Here is a 19,216-nt window from a genome sequence, read left to right as displayed (position 1 = left end):
TCCCGAAATGTGGCAGTGGTTGCCGGCAGGTTCGGTTCCTGTCTTGGATGTTTGAATGGACATTGCGCCGACATTTGACCTGACCCTCTCGTTCGAGGGTGCATCGGTGACCCCGGTGAGCGAGGATGCCGGGCGTTCACGGCCGTTGAAAATCGGTTGGCTCATCAAGTCGGTGGAGGTGGATTCGGCGAGCATCCGCTATCGCTGCTTCCACTTTGCGCGGGTGCTCTCGCCAGGCTTCAGGAGCACATACTTCACCTCGACCGAGGATCTGCTGAAGAAGATCGGCGAACTCGACGCCATCGTGATCGTCAAGCGGATCGATCAGACGGTCGTGGATGTGGTCGCCAAGGCGCGCCTGTTCCAGGTGCCGGTTTTCATGGATTTCTGCGACGACATGCTCGCGCCGGGCTACGTAAAGAACGAGTTCGGTGTGAACATGCTACGGTTTCTCGGGATGGCGCCATTCCTTGCTGGCGTGACCGTCCCCAGCGCTGAAATGGCCGACCGGATCCAGGGCTACGCCTGCGACAACGGCGTCTCAGGCCTTAAGGTGCACAACATCCCCGACGTCGCGGAGACGTGGGACGTGTATCGCGAGACTTACGAGTTCGTGACTGGCTGGACGTTGCCGGAACAACTGCCGCCGCCCTCCACTTCCAGCGCTGCCGATCGGAAGCGGATCGTGTGGTTCGGCAATTACGGGGCAAGCCACAGTAATTTCGGCATCTATACGCTGCGACCTAGTCTGAAGTCGCTCTACAGGGTCAATGAAGACGTTCCGCTGGAGCTGATCGTCGTCAGCAACAGCGAGCCTGTCTACCAGGCACTGGTCCAGGGCTGCGGGTTTCCTACACGCTACGTTCCCTGGTCAGCCCCGGCCGTTTACGCCGAACTCGCCGCCGCCGACGCCGCACTGCTGACGACCGGCGACGACGCCTTTTGTGAGATCAAATCCTCAACCCGGGTCCTGCAGGCCTTTGCCGCCGGCGTGCCAGTTATCTCCGGCAAAGGTGCCGCCGTGTCGGAGTTCGATGAGGCGATCCCCAGCGGCAAGATGCGCGATGCCTTGCGCGCCTGTATTGGACCGCAGAGAGAGCGAGTGCTTCCTCAGCGCCTGGCGGAAGCGAGCCGAGTGCTCACCCGTTACGCGCCGGAGCGGATCGGCAAGCTGTGGGCCGGATTGCTGACCAACGCCATCGCAGCCGCAAAGTGCAAGCCGGGTGGACGTTGCGGGAAGAAGCTTCTGATCGTCATCGAGCCGGGGAACAACCTGCGCGCCGTCACCAAGCTGGTGAAGATGCTCAGGCATTATGATGAGCTGGATTATGAGCTGATGGTATCCACTCAGCTTCTGGAGTCGGACTCGCGCTTCTGGAACGTGCTTCGCTCGTCGCGGCGGATCCCGCGATTTTTCTCAGGAAAGCCCAAAGGTGTCCGAGGGCTCCTTGTGGATTGCTCGGCGATCGTGGTTGAACGGCTCAATGCGCCGATTGCGCAGCTTTTCAGGCACCACGCTCACCAGCTCGACGTCCCGGTGCTCACGAATGCGGAGGCTGTGTATGGCGGCCTTTCAGCATTTGTCGGGGAGAGCCCGGCCCCTCGGCCAAGCGCAATTCGCGCCGGGCCTTTCCCCGAGCGCCTGAACGACGATGGCAGCGTCGACTGGGCGTTCATGGTGCACGAGAAATCGCGCGGCTGGATCCTCGATGCAATCAGCAGGGAGATCGGTTCGCGGCAGCCGGCGAGTTGGCAGGTCGTCTACTATCCGGCAGCGCCGCCACCGACCAAGAACTACTTCTTCTCTCATCATTCATTGTTCGAGACATTCGTCGCAAGAGAGTCGGAGATGCTGGCTGACGCCAAGATCTTCGTCTGGTACACCCATCCGCGCATTGAAACGCCGGAGTCGATTGCCAGACTGCTGGTGGCCTTCGACCGCGCAACCAAGATCATTTTCACCTGCGAGTCCAATCGTCAGGTGTGGCTCGATCGCGGCCTCCCCGAAGAGAAGACGGTCGTCATCCTGGGCGCTGCCGATCCGCAGCTTTTTCAATATCATGCGCGATCGGGGTCCGGCGTGGTCGGCCTGTCGTCGGCCTTCTACGAGCGCAAGAATCCGGATGTGCTGCTCGAGGTGATCAAGCGCTTGCCTCACCGGCAGTTCCTGCTGCTGGGGCGTAACTGGAACCAATATGCGCTTTTCGAGGAAATGCTCTCACTTTCGAATTTTACCTACAAGACCGCCCGCTACAGTGAATATGGCAAGATCTACTCGGACTTCGACGTGTTCCTGTCGATTTCGCGCCTAGAAGGCGGGCCGATCCCACTCATCGAAGCGATGATGAGCAATGCAGTGCCGGTTGCAAGCCGGACCGGCTTTGCTCCTGAAATCATCCGGCATGGTCAGAATGGCTTCCTGTTCGACACGGACGCTGACGCGGGTACGATCGCGGACTTGATCGAGTCCGCTTATGAACTCACCGGGAACGTTCGCGCGACCGTGGACCAGTTCACCTAGGAAAACCTCAGTGCGAGCATTGTGAACCTTGCCGCATGAGCAACGCGCAGTTCGTCGCCGGGATGCTGTCGTGGAGGCGCGCGTTCGTCGCCGGGAACGTCGAGGTGGCGGCCGCCGTCAAGGCAGAGTGGGAAAGCTGGCTAAACCGCCAACGCACGGAGCCGCCCGAACCTTCGAAGCCGCTCCTCATCGCGGTGGTGCACCTCAGCTCTATCGATGATCTGACAGCGCACATCGGCTTGGCTCAGATGCTCGCCTTTCGCGAGTTGCGCTATGCTGTCGTGCTTGCATTTCCCACCGCGGCTATGGCGAGCATTGCCCGCGGGGAAGTGCAGCTCAAGGGCTGGCAAGGTCTTGTGAAGATCGTGGACGACGCCGGTTGTGACCGCTTGATCGAGCAATTGGTGTGGGACACCCCGCTCTTGCTGTTCCCCGGGCAAGCCATCTTCGACCTGGAATTCGTTCGAAATCAGCTCGCCCAGCGGCATTTTCTCGATCTGGCTCGGCCGGTGGGCGATGCGACAGACGCGAAGCGAGGAACCATGATCGGCAAGGCCTTCCTCGGACGAGCACGCGATTATAGCGAGTGGAAGCAAAGCCAAACTCAACCGGATTGGGGAGCGCTGGTCCGCGATTTGGCGAGTTCGAAGCTCTCCTTGCCGGACCTTGGAATATCCGTGACGCCGGAAGTCCGCGCCAAGATTGTCCGTTGGCAGGCTCCCAAGCGACCTTGGGTGCAACTTGAGACCCACCGCGATCGAATGTTCATCCCGGGTGTTGGAAGCGGAGACGAATTCGTCGTCCGAACCGCCAACGAGCCCTTTCACTCACAGGTCATCGAGCGTTGGCCGACGCAATTCGTCGCGGCGGAGAAGCCGTTCCCCATCCGCCTGCCTGCCTCCATGTTGGGTCCGGCGCCGCGCCTCGTCCGGGTCGAAACGCACAAGCGAGACGGCGAAATCATCGGTCAACAGGCGGTCGTCCACGTCGGACCTTCGCAACTTCAACCTTGGATGCTCAGTTGCTTCCTAAACCGCGGCGGCGGAGGTAACCCCGTCGTCCGTGCCTTTGCCGGAGCCATCGGTACGCGCCTCGCTTATGCCGAGGACGAACCCGAGGTCCTGCGGCATGTACCGGTGGTCTGGGGAGTTCTTCGCGAAAGCGATCGCATCCTGGCTCAGGCCAAGGCGCAGTCGCTCTACTTTCTCTACATCGATCATGCCTATTTTGACCGCGGACACGGGCGTTCGTACCGCATCACGCGCAACGGGTACGAAGCCGGCGCCGTTCGCCGCTGCCCGAGCGATCGCTTCAGAGCGCTGGGCATTGAGACGCAGCCTTGGCGCAAGTCGGGAAGGGAGATCGTCGTCTGTCCGCCGACGGACTATTTCATGCAGGCGCATGGTTGTCTCGACTGGCTTGAGACCACGTTGGCAATGCTGAAAGCTGCCACCGATCGGCCGATCGTGGTTAGGGAGAAGCCGAAGGATACGGAAGCCGCGGTTCCGCTTCCGGTAGCTCTTGAAAGCGCGCATTCCTTGGTCACTCACTCCTCCAACGTTGCCATTGAGGCGGTGTGCCTTGGAACGCCGGTGTTCGTCTCGCCAGCGAGTGCCGCTGCACCCGTCGGCCTGACCGAACTCTCGCAAATCGAAGATCCGGTGTATCCCGACCGTGACGCATGGCTTGCCCACCTCGCATACAGCCAGTTTTCGCTGGAGGAAATTGCCGACGGCAGGGCGTGGAGGATGCTGCTCGAGCTTGAGGAGCGGGACCTTGCCTAGCAGCCGAGTCCTGCTGATCGGCCCGTCGCCTAGCCGAGTGCCTCCATCGCAAGCATTGGAAATGCTGCGCCTGGCGGAGCTCCCAAAGCTCACCAAATGCGTGCTGACCGACTCCAAGATCGAGCCGCAAAGCGTCGCAAAGACGTTCAACATCGAAGCGGGTTATGCCGCGGACGCGGCGCAACAGGCGACGTTCGCCAACTGGTCGGGACTTCAACCCAAGCCTACCGAGCAATTGCTCGACGGACAGGAGATCTTTGCCGTTCGGACCGTCGTCGAACGTGATGGACCCTTCGGCTACGTCATTCTGCAAAGGCAAGCGGCGGATCTCACGCAGCTTTGGCCTAAGCTGGAGCAAGAGATTGGTGACAGCCTGTACCTGGACCTCGGAGACGGGAATTTCGTGCTCAACTTAAGGGCTACGGGTGGCCTCACGCTGCTGGACGACCTGTGGGAGTTGTACCGAACGGGCGCCGTCTATGGGCTCGTGAGCTATAGCTTCGGCTTGGCGCTGGACGTTGCGGTGCAGGCAAGCCGATGCTCCGCCACGGTGGAGGCTTGAGGCTTGGACCCACGCCAATTGCTCGCAGACCGATAGTTTGGCAGAAGCGCTCGCTCATGATCGATGAGTAGATCCGGGTTGGTGGGCCTGCTTCTCGCAGGGGATCCCGTTCAGATGTCGGATGAAGCCCAATTGCCGAGATGGACGTGTCGAGCAGATATAGCGTGAAGTTCTACGAGATCAGTGGCCTCGTCCCCGCGGGCTTCGAGACGGATAGCGCCGCAACAGCGCGACGGGTTGCGGCAGACGCACTTGGGTCGGGCGCAGCCAAGAGGGTGGAGATCCGGGACTCGAATGGAGAGATCATCCTCGATATCTCGGACCCTGACGAACCCTGATGAACGGCCAAAGGCAACGCCGTTCCCGACGTCTATGATAAAGCTGACTTCATAATGCCCAAGACGCTACCGCCGGAATTCGATCCTGAGTGGTACAGTGCCAGCTACAGCGACGTTTCGTTGAGCGGACTGGATCCGCGCGAACATTATCGACGCTTTGGCCGGGTGTTGGGTCGTCCGCCGTGCGGGCCGCCTGAAACGAAGCGGCAGGCGTCTCCAAGCTCGTCCAAGGCGGATAAGAAGCTTCAGCCATCTTCATCAGCTCCGGTCGAAGCAGCTCCAGTCGGCGCGCTCCCGTCGCCCAAGCTTAAGAAGAGTGCTCCGCCGATCATTGATCGGCCGCAAGGCTTGGAACGTTCGACGGTAATTGCAGCCGTCGCTGCTCCGAAGAAGGCTTCCAGCAACGACGGCACGTTTGATCTCGATGACCTTGCCGCCGCTGGCGGCGAACCCACCCAACAAGTCCGCGACTCGTATCGCAGGCTCTTGAACTTGCCAGGCGATCGGGTTGGGCGAACCGATCAACCCACAACCTGTGGGTCTTGGGCGTTCAGGACAGGCGGCACGCGTATCGAGAATGCGTCGATGGTCGATGGGGCGCGCTTGCGGCTCATGCTTGCGGGCGCCGAACGGGGCAACGGAGTAAGCTTACGTGCCTATCAGGCACAACCCAGTAGCCCGGCCAACCTGCTGATGATGGGGCAGGGTGTTCAGCTGCCGTCGGAGGGACCTGTTCTTCACGACTTCGAGCTGGTGCATCCGCTAATGCCTGTGCTGCTCGAACTTGAGGGCGTGGAGGGCTTCAACAGCGCATTGGCGTTGCTGCCTTTTCCCTCCCTTTTGCCGGGTGGGCTCCACAACGCCGAGCTGAAGGCCTTGCAAGTCGAGCCCAGTCCCATGGACGACTTCTGGGAGCGCTCGGAGGTCCTGCTGCGCGAAACGGTCGGCGGAAAGGGATGGCCAGAGCGATGGGTCAGTTGCATCGCCACCGTTGGACAGGAGCAGGGTTCAAAAGAAGAACCAGGTTTAGCCGAGGTTCGCGAATGGCTCCTTGCCGTGTTTGGCCTGGATTGGCATCAATCCGATGATGGTGCTTCCGGAGGACGGGGACTGATCCTCCCCAGGAACAGCATCCCGACGATCGGCGCGTTGGCGTCCCGCCACCTGTCCGAAAATGAAAACGCGTATCTACAAGGTCCTTATCTTGTTGCGGAGCCTGCCGACAACCGCCCGAAATGGTCGATTACGCTCGTCGCCGACCAGGCTGGTGACGCCGCTGCTCCGCGGGTGAGCGGCGTCCTCCCCGAAACGGCTTTGCGCCCCGCGAGGACGCCCTTGGCGATCACACTTCGTCCTGTGCCGAACTCGAGCCACGCCGCACCACCGGAACAAGCTGCGGTCGTTGTCGAGGATGCCCTGGCCATACTCGTCGACGCAACCACGGCCGCGGCTACGGCGCGCCTTCTTGCGGCGATCAAGGATGTTGTTCCGAACGTTACTGAGATCCTGATCAGGGCTCCCGACGGGCTCGAAGGATTGCAGCCCGCGCTGGCCGCTGCACCGCAAGGCGTTCAACCGAGATCGGTTTCATACAACGCGTCCCTGCGCGAAATTGCCAAGGATATCCGCGCTGACACACTGCTGACGCTCAGCGATCGGGTCGTATTGCGGGACGGCGCCGCGCTTTGTGCGGTGCTGGAAATGTTGAAGCGCCGCGACACTGCCGCCTCCGCAAGCTGCGCGCTGCTCGCCGAGAAGATCGTGAAAAAGGATGTCGTCCTTCAGCCAGCATCCGGCGGCTTGTTCCCGACCGGTGTCTCTCTTGTACGCGGGCCGAGCCTGACGTTTGGCGAGCCTGACGTTCTGCAAGCGCTGCCGGACCTCGAATATCAGGTAGCAGCCAACACCTTGCTGTTCACCGCCTGGCGCCGTGCCGCCTTAGCCGATCTACAAAATGTGCCCGGGACTCGGTCGTCCATCTCTGAAGACGTGCGGCTCGGCCTGGAACTCTTGCGTTCGGGCTACACGAACTGGTGCACGACACGCGTCACTGCACGGCTGTCGGGTCCCTACGCGCCGCGGGATGAGATCGACCCTGTCGGTCCGGGCTTTATGGCCGTCCCGCGGTGGGAAGATGTTCTCGGCAAAGTCACGCTTGTCCGCGAGCTCTTTTGATGGCGGACGCGAAGGCTCCCGGGACGGGCAAATCGGTCTTCTTCCTGTTCAATCTGGTGCAGGACGTCAGCATCTTGCGCCCTCTGATCTATCTGGCTGCACGAGAGACGGAGGCTCGGCTCGGTATCCTGGTGTCGGACGCTTTCGTCAAACGTGACAGGCAAAAGGTGTGGCAGCGCGAGGTTGCCGCCTTGGCGGCAGGCGCCGGGGCTTCGCTCCACCTCTACGGCAGCCCCGAGGAGGCCCAAGCCGTATTGGCTGGCGGGTCCGGCATGATCTTCGCAGCCAGCGAGTCCAATCTGCCCGCGCATCACGAAACGTCGAGCGTCTTCCTTGCTGCGCCGTCCACTTATGTGCGTGTGACGCTTCAGCACGGGTTCGAGTGCATCGGGTTTCGTCAGAGCCGCGAACATATTCAAAGTCACGGGCGCAACATCGGCTTTGCCGCAGACATCGTGTGCGGATGGTTCGAAGCGGAAGCGCTGAACTCGCTGATCGCTTCACAGCGCTCCAAACTCTATGTCACAGGCCCGCCTACGCTGCTGAACCGGTCACCCGAAGCTGACGAAGTGGCATCCGGTGCTGGGCTGGTCTGCGAAAACATGCACTCCGTACGCCTTCGTGTGTCGGGCGACCACAAGACCTCCTTCATGGAAATGTTCTTCGCCTTTTGCGGCAAGATGGCAGCCCGCGGGGAGCGGGTGGCACTCAGGCCTCACCCCGGGGGTCAATATGTCTTGAAGAACAAGGTCTCCTTGCCGACCAATGTCGACCTCAACATGCTGCCGCTCTACGCCTTCGACATGAAGTCATACCGCTTCGGCATTTCGGCTCCGTCCACGATCATCTTTGACATGATTGTGGCGGGCATTCCCGTTGCCGTGTGGCGTGACCCTGGCGGTGTGATGGACGCAAGCAATTACAAAGGGCTGACGGAGATCAGTACGCTTGACGATTGGCTGGCGTTCGAACGTGACGTTCGCATTCGTCCGGACATGATCCTGAGCAGGCAGGAGGCTTTCCTTGCGCAGCTGCCGATGCCCAGAGATCCATCGGAAGTCTATCGCCGTTTCGCTCGCCTGATCCTGGCGTGCCTGACCGCTGAAACCGGTCATTCGCGGCCTTTGCCGAACGCTGGAGCAGTTCGGCCCGCGGTGCTTTCTCAAGATGTTCTCGTCGCGGCTTCCGCATGAGAGCGTCCGACGAAAAGGCGGGCAAGCTGGCGCTGATCGTCTGCGATGGGAAAAACGGTCCGACCGCAACTCAGATGATCAGCTTCGGCCAGCCATTCACCAAAGCCGTGGCGTCACCATACCGCATCGCCTTCGAGAAGAACCTTGCGGACGTAGGGGCGGTCGAAGCGTCCTTCACTCACCACTCCCCGGACATCCTCGTCCTGTCGCGCTGTACGTCGGAGCTCGGAGGTGACTGGATCAGGCTGGCACGCGCAGCGGGCATTCCCGTCGTCTTTCATATCGATGACGATCTGCTGGCCGTCCCGGCAAGCCTCGGCGAATCCAAGTTCAAAGCCTACAACCGTCCAGAACGGCTGCAGGCATTACGCAACAATATCGAGGGTTGCGACCTCCTCTACGTCTCGACCGCTGGGCTCGCGGTTCGCTTTGCTGAACATGGCGTTCGCACCCCTACCGTCGCTGGCGACATCTACTGCGCGGTCGCCGAAGAGGATGTTGGGGCGTTGGTGGGCCCCTCAAGCGGACCGGTCATCGGCTATATGGGGACGGCCGGGCACTCCGCGGACCTGGCGATGATCATGCCGGCCGTTTGCGAGCTGATGCGCCAGAACCCCAGCTTGAACTTCGAAGTGTTCGGAACGATCAAGATGCCGGCCGAACTCGACGAGTTCGGCACCAGAGCGCGACACATCCCACCCGTTGCCGACTATACCGACTTCCTGCCCTTCCTTCGTTCCCTTGGCTGGTGGATCGGCTTGGCGCCACTTGAGGACAACAGCTTCAACGGCTGCAAGGCGGACACGAAGTGGGTGGAGTATAGCCTGGCCGGCATGGCGGTGGTGGCTTCCGACTTGCCGGTCTACGATCGCGCTTGCTCAGACGGCGCGGGGATGCTCGCGAAGGACACGGATCGATGGAGAACAGCGGTAGGAGACCTGCTGCAAGATCCCACGAAACGTAATGCGATGATCGACACTGCCCAGTCGAAGCTCCGGCAGACCTACACTCATGGGAAGCTTCGGGAGCAGGTCATCGCCATCTTCGATGAGGCCTCTCGCATTGCTGAAAGGCGCGGCTTCAACCTTCAGCTTAGACGGACGTGAGTTCGGCCTTGGGCGCTTCGGCACGCATCTCACGATGCAAGCTCTCAACCTGTTCGTTGAAGCGATTATCCGGATTGGCCATCGACCCGACGTTAACGAACCACATGTAAACCATGGCTGCCTCGCCATAGTAGATCTGATGCGAGATCAGCCGGGATTCGCCTAGCCACACTTCGCCAGGATCGAACGCCACGCGGTGGCGCGGCTCACTGTCCATCCAGGTGTTCTTGGTGCCTCCGAGAACCGATCCGGCGATATAATCGAGCATCAGGTTGGGATCTTTGCCGGCGAAACGCTCCAGCCCGTGTTCACGGTAATGCTTCCGTACCCAGTCGGTGAAACGGAGGCTGATGCTCCAGATCCTGGGCCGGCTGTCGAGGTTCGCGAAAATACGTGCCTGATGAAAATCGGCGTCGATGGAATGATTGTCCCAGTGCAGATTTTCGAACAACGTGCGGGTGAGGCGCACGCTAGGGATGAAACGAAAGGGATCATAGCCAGGGAAGCAGATCTCAAAGATCCGCATCGCTTCGTCGTGTGAGCTGCGCAACGCGCGTGCCGCGCGATCGAAGATTTCGCGGTCCCCATGGCACATCGTGTCATAGATGGCCTGACGAACCTGATCCGGGAAGACGAGCTTTCCACGGCTCTCCTTCGGTGCCGTGCCCTTGAAAAAGTTTGGTGCGGTAAGCTTCTTCAGCTTCCGCCTGAGGTCGGGATCGGCGATGGACTCAGTTGATTTCGAAAGCGCTGCAAGCGCGCCGTAGTCGAAATCAAGCCGGTAGTCCTTAATGATGATCAACTGGCCGGTTTCGAACAAGTCCGCGACCCCACCCCGCGCCCTGATTTCCGGTAGCGAAAGCTCCAGAACATAGTCGGCTACGTCCGGGTGACGATCTATCAGTGCCATTCTTCCAAATTCACTTTGTAACAGCAGGTATGGGCAGTCGCGGCAGCTTATTGCATCTCGGCTACCATTTGTTCCTTGTTCTCAAAGGCTTCGCCGATCGATTCCTTGTACCGGAAATAAACTTCCTCGAAATCATCATGTTCTTCGATCTCGCCGTCGCGGAAGAGGAGGAAGCGGTGGCACGTCCCTTTAAGATAACGATGGCTATGGGACACGATCAGCATGGCCCTGTCCGCCCGCTTTTCGAATAGTTCGACCCGGCAGCGCTCCCGGAAGCGTTCGTCACCGACCGCCATCACTTCGTCGATCAGGTAACAGTCGAAGTCGATCGTCATCGACACCGCGAAGGCAAGCCTCGCCCGCATACCTGACGAGTAGGTCGAGACGGGCTCGTAGAGATAGGAGCCCAATTCGGAGAACTCCTGAACGAATTGCAGCCGCGATTCGAAATCGGCGCCGTAGATGCGACAGATAAAGCGCAGATTGTCGGCACCGGTCAGAGTGCCGTGAAACCCGCCGGAGAATGCCAGCGGCCACGACACGGACATGAACCGCTCGATCGTCCCCGATGTGGGAGGCTCGGCACCGCTGATCAGCCGCACCAGGGTGGACTTGCCGGCGCCGTTCCGTCCGAGGATCCCGACGCGTTCGCCCGGCCTGATCGTCAGATTGATGTTGTTGAGAATCCGACGGCGGCCACCAGCGGTCTCATAATCTTTGCAGACGTTGGTGAGCTGGATCATTCTTCACCCATGTCCTTGCCAACCTGGCGAACCAAACTGAGGCCCACGAAGCTCAACACCAGGTTGAAGATGATGACGTAAGGAATGTCGTAGTGCGCTCTGAAGAGCGACCCGAACCAGCCCTCCCGAAGAAACTCCAGGGCGTTGATCTGCGGACCCCACAACACGACTTCGCGCACGTTGGGCGGTAGCGCATCGGCAACGAACGCCACGCCGGAGAATATGATCATGATGTACGAGAATGGACCCCAGATATTCTCGACTGGGGGTATTTCTCGGACAGCCCGCCTATCGTCCACCCGAGACCCACGCCGAACCAAGCAAGAAGCAACCATCCTCCAAGCACCTCCAGCATGTCCTCAGGCGCAGGGATCCAGCCCATCGCGTAGAAGATGATGCCGAGCGAGGCGAAGCAGGTGGTAACGGCCAGTCCTTCGAGCAGGACCCGCGAGATGTAGACATCAAGAAGCGTCACCTGCCGATGGTAGAGCAGCGACTTGTTGCCCCTGAGGGCACCGATGCAGCGGCTTGGCATGTTGCGCCAGAGAAGAATGGATGAGTAGCCGGTGAGTGCGAACGCAGCGATCGGAATGGCTGAGCCGGTCACATGCCTCATGTACGACCAGATCACGCTCACCACCGCCACGAACAGCATCGGCTCCACAAAGAGCCAAAGAAAGCCGATGTTGTTCCGGCCGTAGCGGGTTAGCAATTCCCGCAGCAGCAACGCGCCAAGGACGCGTTGCATGATCTTCCACGACGAAACGCGCAAAAGCGATCCGGTGCGAGCAGGCGGGCGTTGCACGGGTACGGCCTTGTTACTGGGCATGCTCTTTCACGCCGGCGAGCAGCATCTTGAGAATGCCATAGGCAACGAGCGACAGCGCGAGCGTCGCAAGTATGCCGCGAAGTCGTCGCGGCTCCATGGGCGCGTCCGGCAAGCTGGGCTGAACGATCCGCTCGACGTAAGCTTCCTGCCGGCGTGCTTCGTTGCGCGCCTGCTCGAGAGAACCAAGCGATGCAGTGAGCTGCTTGTTCGCCAATTCATTCTCAAGAACGAGACGCTGGTAGCGCACGGCCGTTTGCGCAAGCGAACCCCGGTTACCGGTGATCCGGCCCATTTCCCTGGCAATGTCTCGCTCGATCGAGGCGATCTGCGTCCGCATCACGGGAATACGAGGGTTGCTAGGCGCATATTGCTGCAACTGAGCAAGTTCGGTCCGTGCGACGATCAAGCTGTCCTGCAGTTTGGAGATCATCTGCAACTGAACTTCGGCCTGCTTCTCGGGATCGACCACCCCGCTGAGATTCCGGTACGCCGCTAGAGCCACGGCAGAGGCCTGTGCCTGCGCCTGCGCTTTCACGACCTCTTCCTGAGCATTGCGGATTCGGTCTTCACGACCACGGGTATTCAGGCGGTTCACGGTCGCTTCCGACATTGCGAGCAGCCGCTGGTTGATGCGCTGAGCCTCCTGAGGATTGTATGCCCGGACCGTCAAAGTCGAAATCGACGTGGTCGCGTCGTTCAGAAGCAGAACCTTGGTACGAAAATATTCGTACAGATCTTCAAACGACCCGTTGATGCCAAGCGGGTTGAACCGATCAAGAATGAAGATGTCCTCGCTGCCATAAGCGCGCGCAAAGCGATTGTTCTGATTGACCGCCCGCAATGCATCTCTGGAAACGGCATAGGATTGCGCCGCGTAAATCTCGTTCTGCCCGCTCGTGAAGCCCGCGGTCTGAAGCACGATACCGAGCCCCGTTGCCTGCGGCTTCTCGGGACTGCGAACGACGAATTTGGATTCCGAGATGTAGACCGGCGAGGCGAGGAAGCCGAAGTACAAAACTGCCAGCAGAAAGGGCACAACAACCACAGCCAGGAAGAGCCAATGCGGGGTCGATCTCTTCAGGGCGTCCAGGCGAGACCGCGCCCCCGTTGGCACGACCGAAGAGGTTGAGCTCGTCCTTTCGGAAGAGTTGTTGGAGACGGGCAGGACTTCCATAATTCGCTCTGGCTGTTAAGTGATGCGGCGCATCGGCTTAGCCGAATGAACGCTCATTGAACAATGGTATGTGCGCGTTCATCAGCGTGTAACCTTTTGGGCGGCGGCCGTTCATTGTTGAGCAAGGGCGTAAGGCTTTATGGAACCTAGGTAAATAGGTACACTACTTCAAAGCCTTGAGTTTGGGACGGGATCTTCCAGAATGAAATTGCGTAGAGCCATCGGTGCGCCGTTGCGGTGCTTGGGACTAGCGGCAGCCGTAATGCTGACCTCCTGTACCGCTATTGCTCCTGGTGCGGGCGGCCCGACGGCCGGCGCGATCAACAAGTCGGATGGTGTCATGATCGGCTCCGCACCTATCCAGGTCGTGGACGTCACCGACCCGCTGGCCCGCTTCGTGGAAGCCGCGCATCGGGAGCGGCCGTTGTCGCAGACGCTTGGCGACGCAGCCGTAACCCAGACCATCATCGGACACGGAGACCTTCTCCAGGTTACAGTCATGGAAGCGCCGCCCGCGGTTCTATTCGGCGGCAACCGTTCGTTCGGCGCCAGCTCGGTCGCCGGCGGCGAAATGATCGGTTCTAGCGCCACCATCCCGGAGCTCATGGTCGATGAAAACGGCCAGATCCGTGTTCCGTTTGCAGGCGCGATCACCGCGGCCGGCCGAACTCCACAACAGGTCGAACGTCAAATTCAGGCCCGATTGAAAGGAATGGCGCACGACCCTCAAGTTTCCGTGCGCATTGCTCAGAACATGAGCTCAACTGTGGCAGTGGTGGGCGAGGTCGGAAAGAGCGGCCGGGTGCCCATCACTCCGACCGGCGAGCGTCTGCTCGACGTGATTTCTCTTGCCGGTGGCCCGAGCCGACCGGTTGGCAAGGTGATGGTACAGGTCACGCGGCAAGGGCAAGTCGCAGCGCAGCCACTCGAGGAGATCATCCGCGATCCTGCCCAAAACATTCGGGTCGGGCGGAACGACATCGTCACGCTGCACTATCAGCCGTACAGCTTCACTGCGCTGGGCGCGGCCAGCAAGAGCGGCGAGATCGACTTCGAAAGCACCGGGCTCACACTCGCCAATGCAATGGGGCGTGTCGGTGGCTTGAGGGATGACCGCGCGAATGCCAAGGGCGCTTTCGTATTCCGCTTCGAAACCCCTTCGGCCGTTGCTCCGGAGATTGCTGCCATCTCACCACGAACCGCGGATGGCCGCATTCCGATCATCTACCGCGTTGACTTCCGCAACCCGGCCACCCTCTTCGCTGCGCAGCATTTTCCGATGCGCGACGAGGACATCCTCTATGTCGCAAGCGCGCCCATTTCGGACTTGCAGCGCTTCGTGGGTATCCTGTCGTCGATGGCCTTCACCTTCATCGGGCTTGGTCAAGCTGTGCCGGGGTTGGTGCAATAAGGCAGTGAATGCGAAGTCACGTCGCGCATGGGGACGTGGAGCACCTGACGTAACGCCTGCACGACTTCAAAATGCAGGCGACGTGCTCATCTCGCGCTCCATGTCGTTTCCATGACCGAGGGCACCTTGCTGATCGACGTGTCGCGCCTGGTCTGGCGCCGATGGACGCTGCGCCTCCCAACGGGGATCGACCGCGTCTGTTTCGAATACGTGCTGCGGTTCGGCCGTGAGGCGCAGGCGGTCGTTCAGTTCCGCGGCAAGGTCTGGGTTTTTAACAAAAAGGACTCGCGTCGGCTCTTTGAGCTAATTTGCTCCGACGATCGCGGCGTTCGCCCGTCGTTGGTCTCATGCCTAGCCTTAGGTCTGCTGAGGGCAAGTACGGCCCCGCCGCGCGCGAACATGGTCTATTTGAACGTGGGCCACACGGGGCTGGACCATGATGGCTTGGTCAACTGGGTCGCACGGCACAAGGTCAAGGCCGTCTACCTCATCCACGATCTGATCCCGATCACGCACCCGCAATATTGTCGCGCCGGCGAAGCCGACAAGCACGCGCTTCGAACGCGAAACGCGTTGATCAGCGCAACGGGCATCATCTGCAATTCCGCGGCTACATGCGCTGAACTTCGCACATTCGCCGAGCAGTCGCGGCTACCGATGCCGGATACCATCCTAGCGTGGATCAGCGGCACCTCCCCGCTACGCAGTGCGGAGCCGAAGTTGCTCGACCGGCCATATTTCATCACCGTCGGGACGATAGAGGCGCGAAAGAACCACCTCCTACTCCTGGCGGTCTGGAAGTCCCTGGTCGCCAAGCTGGGTGACGGCGCGCCAATCCTCGTCATCGTCGGTCAACGCGGGTGGGAGGCGGACGCGGTAACCTCGGTTCTCGACAACCCGGGCTCGCTCTCCGGTTTCGTTCGCGAGTGTGGACGGTGCGACGATGATGAACTCGCCAGCTGGATGCGTGGTGCCCGTGCGTTGCTGATGCCCTCGCGCGTGGAGGGCTTTGGCCTTCCGGTGATCGAGGCGCTGCAATTACAGGTGCCGGTCATCGCTGCGGACTTGGCCGTGTACCGTGAGATCGTCGGCACGATTCCTTCCTACCTCGATCCTGAAGATCCGCAGGCTTGGGAGCAGAAGATCCTGGAATATTCGGCGGACAGTGAAGACCGCTCTCGGCAACTGAGGGATGTGGAGACGTTCAAAGCTCCCGATTGGGAGTCGCATTTTGCGATCGTTACCGACTGGCTTCCTCGACTCTAGCCGGCGTTTGCATCTGCAGGTCGATCAGCTAAGCCGCCGCCACTTCACACCATAATGGAATGGCAATGGAATTTCGAACCTTCGCTGTGGAAGGCCTGCTCGAGATCACACCTCGCAAGCTGGAGGACGAGCGAGGCTACTTCTCGGAAGTGTTTCGTCTCAGCGCTTTTGCCGAGCGGGTCGGGCCGACCGCCTTTGTTCAAGACAATCAGTCCCTCAGCAAACGCGCCGGAACCATCCGCGGCCTTCACTTCCAGTCGCACCCAGCCGCGCAGGGCAAGCTGGTCCGATGCCTGGCGGGCCGCCTCCTGGACGTTGCCGTCGACTTGCGGCGCAACTCTCCCAGCTACGGACAGCATGTCGCGCTGGAGCTAAGTCCCGACGACAACAAGCATTTCTGGATACCTGCCGGCTTTGCGCATGGCTTCTGCACCTTGGAACCCGACTCCGTAATCAGCTACCGCGTGACCAGCTACTACAGCCCGGAGCACGACAAGGGCGTCGCGTGGGATGATCCCGACATCGCGATCGACTGGCCCGCGATCGCCGATCCTGAATCCTTGTCGGCCAAGGATAGGGTTCAGCCGACGCTGAAGCAGCTTCCGGCCTATTTTTCCCTGAACGATTGAGGCTTGGCGGCACTTGGCTGCCGAGCCCTCGTCTAGGCTGATCCGACGTACGTTTTGCGGTCAACAAGGCCCGCTTCGGTGAGCAGCTGAAGGGTTCGCGCGACGTCCAGCACATGCTCGCCCGTGTCGCCGCGCCGTTGCATGGATTTCAGGTAATAGGAGTCATGCTCCTTGACCGAGTCCACGAGAAGGCAATTTTCGAACCCGCGACCCCAGTTCAGGATTGCCAGCTTCCGGTTTGCGGACCGGGAGAACAAGGCCGTGTGCATTGCCGAGCCTACGGTACCCACCACAAGGGGCGCATTGTCGAATAGTGAAATTTGTTCAGCCAACGACAAGGTCTCAGGCCGAACAATGTCGAAGCCGCGCTGAAGCAACTCGGCTTCAAGTTCCGGCTCCTCCTTGCTTTTCCGAAGGTCACCCGGAAGGCCGCTCCTGGTGAGATACACCGGCCTTCGCCAGTCGGTCGTGGGCGAGCCAGCTAAATTCTTCGCCACGGTCAAGTGCGGCTCATCGGCGACCGTAAAGGCTTTCCAACGATACTCGAACGCAGTTCCGGGACAGACGACTTGGCGGAAGATCGTCGGCTCGTCGACGGCCATCATTCGGGCTTCCACACCCAGCGCCGCAAGCACGTCCGTCCCGTAGGATGGCGGCTCCCGCCATTTGCCGGGCCGAGTGAATAGAACGGGCAGATCGGTATGCAGATCACGAGCCCAGAGGCGTGACATGCTCTCGATCACGAAATGCCCGTAATGCTTCATCAGGTGCCCGCAAAACAGCACGGGTTCTTCAACTACCTTCAGCCGGGCAGGAACGCTGACCTGGTTTTCGGAGCGGTGCAGTTTCTGTCGCCGGATAGGGGGAGCATCCGCCGACAAGGTTCTCACCGCCGCCTCGTCGATGCGGAGTCCGGTGGTGTCGTACAATTCGGGCATGCCGGGCAGCGCGATCGCGTCTACCAAGTGGTGGATGGGCGGGCGGGCGCTATCAGGCTCCGTGACGACTTTTCTTAGCCGCTCCTCCGCTTCCCCCGTTTCGAAACCATAAAAGAATTGATGGCCCATGGGTTAAGCTTGGGTCTGCTGCTCGGTTAATTGCTGATGCTTTGCCAAAAAGCGCTCGGCTTCCGCCGTGTGGCCAAGCTGCTTGAGCGCCTTGGAGAGCAGCTTGTAGGGGCCTGCAGCATCGGGCGAGTCCTCGATCGCTGCCCGGGCGGCGACTTCGGCTTGAGGCCAATTCAGGACTTTCGCGTGGCATTTGGCCAGCGTGTACGCGATCTCATACACTCGACCGCCCAGATCCATAGCGGTCTGAAGCTCCCGCGCAGCCTCTCCGAAGTGCCCCTGCCGATACAAAGCGTCTCCCCAGTAGAGATGCGGAAGGACCTCGTCCGGCGCCAGTTCTACTGCCCGCCGGAAAAGCTGGTCGGCAGCCTGCATGTCGCCCGCTTTGGCGAGAGACTTGCCCTCTTTGGCAAGCTTCACCGCCTCAACGTGAGCCGCGTCCAGCGACTGCTCGGACGATGTGTCGGCAGTCCGAGCTGAATAGGCCTTCTCCATTCGAAGAACGTTCAAGCGAACGATGTCGGTAGACACGTGGGCGCGATCTTCCCGCCACGCCAGCGATTGGTCAGACAGCGTTACGCTCTCAAAGGTAGGGAGATAGTCGACGCGGTCGTGTTCCCTGCAGATCGCCTCGACCGCCGCCCGCTGAACCGCTTTCGAGTAGGTGTTGGCAACCAGCGCATCATGTTCAGTGAAGGTTGCCCCCATTGCGACAGGCGACACCGTCAGGATCATCCGGAAGTCTGGGTTCCCGTATTGCTCCAACAGGGACAACATGTGCCGGAGCGACCGGAGCAACTGATTATATTCCAGGACATGATGCTCGAACCGCCCGGGATAGCGCTCCACCGTGCCCTTCATCGGCATGGTGTTGGTGTAGAGATCGAGGGCGGTGTCATACCAGGCTTCGGCAAGCCCCAAGGTCACGATGACGACCTTCGCATCCTTCACCATGCGCATGTAGCTTGAAACGGCCCGCCGTGTTCGCAAGGCGGTGTCCAGGCTCGTCGGAAGCAGGCCCGGCGCAAGCTGCATGTCCAGATATCGCTCGTTCTTCACCTCAACGATCGACTCGCGCGGGAATTCAGCGCCGGGTTCGAGTGCCCAGGAGAGTTCGTTCACGATGGACTGCGCCACGAACTTGTTCAGCGTGTTGGATTTCACCTTCACGCCTTCCGCCTGGCACATCTCGTCGAAGCGGCTGACGGCGACGCTGAAGCCGCCGGCGATCAGATGCTGTTCGATATTGCGAGCGAAGCAGGACCCGATCGTGAAAATCAGATCGTCGGGATGGATACTGAAGGTCGGCCGGATGCCCGGCTGGCAGAAAGGGACAAGGCGGGCTTCCTGCGCCTCCTGGTCACGAGGCCACCGGGACAAGGCTGCCTGATTATTGGCGATCGCCTCTTCATACGAAAGCTTGGCAAGCGGAGATGAGGAATTGGCCTGATCGGCGCTTCTGACCGTGCTCGCTTCCTCGCCAATCACTCGACTGTCTCCCAACCCCA

At 60.4% G+C, this 19,216-nt stretch carries 17 protein-coding genes; 10 read left to right on the top strand and 7 right to left on the bottom strand.

The window, feature by feature from the left end; genetic code table 11:
* Positions 1-55 precede the first annotated feature (55 nt).
* The 7 genes from G7077_RS03235 to G7077_RS03205 all read left to right on the top strand — a co-directional run bounded on the left by G7077_RS03235 (position 56) and on the right by G7077_RS03205 (position 9,679).
* Positions 56-2,521 carry a glycosyltransferase family 4 protein gene (locus G7077_RS03235; RefSeq protein ID WP_166410466.1) on the top strand — a complete coding sequence of 822 codons (2,466 nt, stop codon included), beginning with the start codon at positions 56-58 and terminating at the stop codon, positions 2,519-2,521.
* Positions 2,522-2,556: 35 nt separating this feature from the next.
* Positions 2,557-4,305, top strand: a complete 1,749-nt coding sequence (locus G7077_RS03230) for a hypothetical protein (RefSeq protein ID WP_166410465.1) — start codon at positions 2,557-2,559, stop codon at positions 4,303-4,305.
* Entirely contained in the window at positions 4,298-4,867 is a 570-nt protein-coding gene (locus G7077_RS03225) for a hypothetical protein (RefSeq protein ID WP_166410464.1), read from the top strand. Before G7077_RS03230 ends, G7077_RS03225 begins: the two co-directional genes overlap by 8 nt.
* Positions 4,868-5,031: 164 nt before the next feature.
* Positions 5,032-5,205 carry a hypothetical protein gene (locus G7077_RS03220; RefSeq protein WP_166410463.1) on the top strand — a complete coding sequence of 58 codons (174 nt, stop codon included), beginning with the start codon at positions 5,032-5,034 and terminating at the stop codon, positions 5,203-5,205.
* Between the two features lie 54 nt (positions 5,206-5,259).
* Positions 5,260-7,380 (top strand): hypothetical protein, encoded by a 2,121-nt coding sequence (locus G7077_RS03215; protein WP_166410462.1) that lies wholly within the window; start codon positions 5,260-5,262, stop codon positions 7,378-7,380.
* Positions 7,380-8,573 (top strand): hypothetical protein, encoded by a 1,194-nt coding sequence (locus tag G7077_RS03210; protein ID WP_166410461.1) that lies wholly within the window; start codon positions 7,380-7,382, stop codon positions 8,571-8,573. Before G7077_RS03215 ends, G7077_RS03210 begins: the two co-directional genes overlap by 1 nt.
* The gene (locus G7077_RS03205) at positions 8,570-9,679 is read left to right on the top strand and encodes a glycosyltransferase family protein (protein WP_166410460.1); all 1,110 of its coding nucleotides are present in this window, start codon (positions 8,570-8,572) and stop codon (positions 9,677-9,679) included. The genes G7077_RS03210 and G7077_RS03205 overlap by 4 nt, the downstream gene beginning before the upstream one ends.
* Here G7077_RS03205 and G7077_RS03200 read toward each other — a convergent pair.
* The 5 genes from G7077_RS03200 to G7077_RS03185 all read right to left on the bottom strand — a co-directional run bounded on the left by G7077_RS03200 (position 9,666) and on the right by G7077_RS03185 (position 13,176).
* Positions 9,666-10,499 (bottom strand): hypothetical protein, encoded by an 834-nt coding sequence (locus G7077_RS03200; RefSeq protein ID WP_166410459.1) that lies wholly within the window; start codon positions 10,497-10,499, stop codon positions 9,666-9,668. The two genes, G7077_RS03205 and G7077_RS03200, sit on opposite strands and share 14 nt — an antisense overlap.
* Before the next feature lie 137 nt (positions 10,500-10,636).
* Positions 10,637-11,332 (bottom strand): ABC transporter ATP-binding protein, encoded by a 696-nt coding sequence (locus tag G7077_RS03195; RefSeq protein WP_166410458.1) that lies wholly within the window; start codon positions 11,330-11,332, stop codon positions 10,637-10,639.
* Positions 11,329-11,562, bottom strand: a complete 234-nt coding sequence (locus tag G7077_RS14380; protein ID WP_343040010.1) for a hypothetical protein — start codon at positions 11,560-11,562, stop codon at positions 11,329-11,331. The genes G7077_RS03195 and G7077_RS14380 overlap by 4 nt, the downstream gene beginning before the upstream one ends.
* The gene (locus tag G7077_RS03190) at positions 11,559-12,080 is read right to left on the bottom strand and encodes an ABC transporter permease (protein ID WP_343040009.1); all 522 of its coding nucleotides are present in this window, start codon (positions 12,078-12,080) and stop codon (positions 11,559-11,561) included. Before G7077_RS03190 ends, G7077_RS14380 begins: the two co-directional genes overlap by 4 nt.
* Before the next feature lie 70 nt (positions 12,081-12,150).
* Positions 12,151-13,176, bottom strand: a complete 1,026-nt coding sequence (locus tag G7077_RS03185) for a KpsE/RkpR family capsule polysaccharide export protein (protein ID WP_246167345.1) — start codon at positions 13,174-13,176, stop codon at positions 12,151-12,153.
* A gap of 421 nt (positions 13,177-13,597) precedes the next feature.
* On the opposite strand from G7077_RS03185, the gene G7077_RS03180 reads away from it, so the two are divergent.
* From G7077_RS03180 to rfbC, 3 genes are all read left to right on the top strand, one after another.
* A complete protein-coding gene (locus G7077_RS03180; protein WP_246167343.1) occupies positions 13,598-14,746 on the top strand; it encodes a polysaccharide biosynthesis/export family protein in 1,149 nt (382 codons plus the stop codon).
* Positions 14,747-14,857: 111 nt separating this feature from the next.
* Positions 14,858-16,012 carry a glycosyltransferase family 4 protein gene (locus G7077_RS03175; RefSeq protein ID WP_166410456.1) on the top strand — a complete coding sequence of 385 codons (1,155 nt, stop codon included), beginning with the start codon at positions 14,858-14,860 and terminating at the stop codon, positions 16,010-16,012.
* Positions 16,013-16,077: 65 nt separating this feature from the next.
* Positions 16,078-16,641: a dTDP-4-dehydrorhamnose 3,5-epimerase gene (rfbC, locus tag G7077_RS03170; RefSeq protein ID WP_166410455.1), complete on the top strand. Its 564-nt coding sequence runs from the start codon at positions 16,078-16,080 to the stop codon at positions 16,639-16,641.
* 32 nt (positions 16,642-16,673) lie between these two features.
* Here rfbC and G7077_RS03165 read toward each other — a convergent pair whose 3' ends face one another.
* Both G7077_RS03165 and G7077_RS03160 read right to left on the bottom strand, forming a co-directional pair.
* Positions 16,674-17,708, bottom strand: coding sequence for a glycosyltransferase family 61 protein (locus G7077_RS03165; RefSeq protein WP_166410454.1), 1,035 nt, complete (start codon positions 17,706-17,708; stop codon positions 16,674-16,676).
* Positions 17,709-17,711: 3 nt separating this feature from the next.
* Positions 17,712-19,196, bottom strand: coding sequence for a GSCFA domain-containing protein (locus tag G7077_RS03160; protein WP_166410453.1), 1,485 nt, complete (start codon positions 19,194-19,196; stop codon positions 17,712-17,714).
* Positions 19,197-19,216: the final 20 nt, after the last annotated feature.

This window comes from Sphingomonas piscis (assembly GCF_011300455.1).
Lineage (GTDB): Bacteria > Pseudomonadota > Alphaproteobacteria > Sphingomonadales > Sphingomonadaceae > Sphingomicrobium > Sphingomicrobium piscis.
The sequence above is the reverse complement of the archived record's forward strand: the minus strand, read 5'-3'. Positions and strand labels throughout refer to the sequence as shown.

Excerpts from the sequence above, each read along its gene's own strand:
- G7077_RS03175 (WP_166410456.1), top strand. The coding sequence starts at position 14,858 with ATGACCGAGGGCACCTTGCTGATCGACGTGTCGCGCCTGGTCTGGCGC.
- G7077_RS03235 (WP_166410466.1), top strand. The coding sequence starts at position 56 with ATGGACATTGCGCCGACATTTGACCTGACCCTCTCGTTCGAGGGTGCA.
- G7077_RS03215 (WP_166410462.1), top strand. The coding sequence starts at position 5,260 with ATGCCCAAGACGCTACCGCCGGAATTCGATCCTGAGTGGTACAGTGCC.
- G7077_RS03230 (WP_166410465.1), top strand. The coding sequence starts at position 2,557 with ATGAGCAACGCGCAGTTCGTCGCCGGGATGCTGTCGTGGAGGCGCGCG.
- G7077_RS14380 (WP_343040010.1), bottom strand. The coding sequence starts at position 11,562 with ATGATCATATTCTCCGGCGTGGCGTTCGTTGCCGATGCGCTACCGCCC.
- G7077_RS03195 (WP_166410458.1), bottom strand. The coding sequence starts at position 11,332 with ATGATCCAGCTCACCAACGTCTGCAAAGATTATGAGACCGCTGGTGGC.
- G7077_RS03180 (WP_246167343.1), top strand. The coding sequence starts at position 13,598 with ATGCTGACCTCCTGTACCGCTATTGCTCCTGGTGCGGGCGGCCCGACG.
- G7077_RS03205 (WP_166410460.1), top strand. The coding sequence starts at position 8,570 with ATGAGAGCGTCCGACGAAAAGGCGGGCAAGCTGGCGCTGATCGTCTGC.
- G7077_RS03210 (WP_166410461.1), top strand. The coding sequence starts at position 7,380 with ATGGCGGACGCGAAGGCTCCCGGGACGGGCAAATCGGTCTTCTTCCTG.
- rfbC (WP_166410455.1), top strand. The coding sequence starts at position 16,078 with ATGGAATTTCGAACCTTCGCTGTGGAAGGCCTGCTCGAGATCACACCT.
- G7077_RS03165 (WP_166410454.1), bottom strand. The coding sequence starts at position 17,708 with ATGGGCCATCAATTCTTTTATGGTTTCGAAACGGGGGAAGCGGAGGAG.
- G7077_RS03190 (WP_343040009.1), bottom strand. The coding sequence starts at position 12,080 with ATGCAACGCGTCCTTGGCGCGTTGCTGCTGCGGGAATTGCTAACCCGC.